1 protein-coding gene is annotated in these 360 nt (G+C 30.6%); it reads left to right on the forward strand.

Annotated features, from left to right (window positions below; translation table 11 throughout):
* The coding region (locus H4O21_RS28490; RefSeq protein ID WP_220495881.1) for a rhodanese-like domain-containing protein at positions 1–344 on the forward strand (344 nt) is incomplete at its 5' end.
* Positions 345–360 lie beyond the last annotated feature (16 nt).

The raw sequence follows: 360 nt of genomic DNA on the forward strand, positions 1-360 counted from the left end.
AAGATGAGTTTTCTGGAAAACGACAAAAAAAAGGAGCAACTAAAGGAGGACGACTACCCAATAGCATACATATAGATTGGGCAGAAGCTATAAACTATGGAGGCGATATGCGCTTTAAAGAATTAAAGGAATTAGAAAATATTTATAGTAAACTAAATATAAAAAAGAACGACTCTATCATTTTGTATTGCCATAGCGGCGTTCGTTCAGCACATACAACTTTTGTGCTCACACAATTATTAGGATATAAAAATGTAAAAAATTATGATGGCTCATGGATAGAGTGGAGTTATTTTAATGATTTACCAATTGAAAAAGATAGTATAACAGTTTTAAGTGATTAATTATGGAAAAGTATTT

Origin of the sequence: Oceanospirillum sediminis (genome assembly GCF_014164585.1) — a bacterium.
In the GTDB taxonomy this organism is placed as follows: Bacteria; Pseudomonadota; Gammaproteobacteria; order Pseudomonadales; family Halomonadaceae; genus Oceanospirillum; species Oceanospirillum sediminis.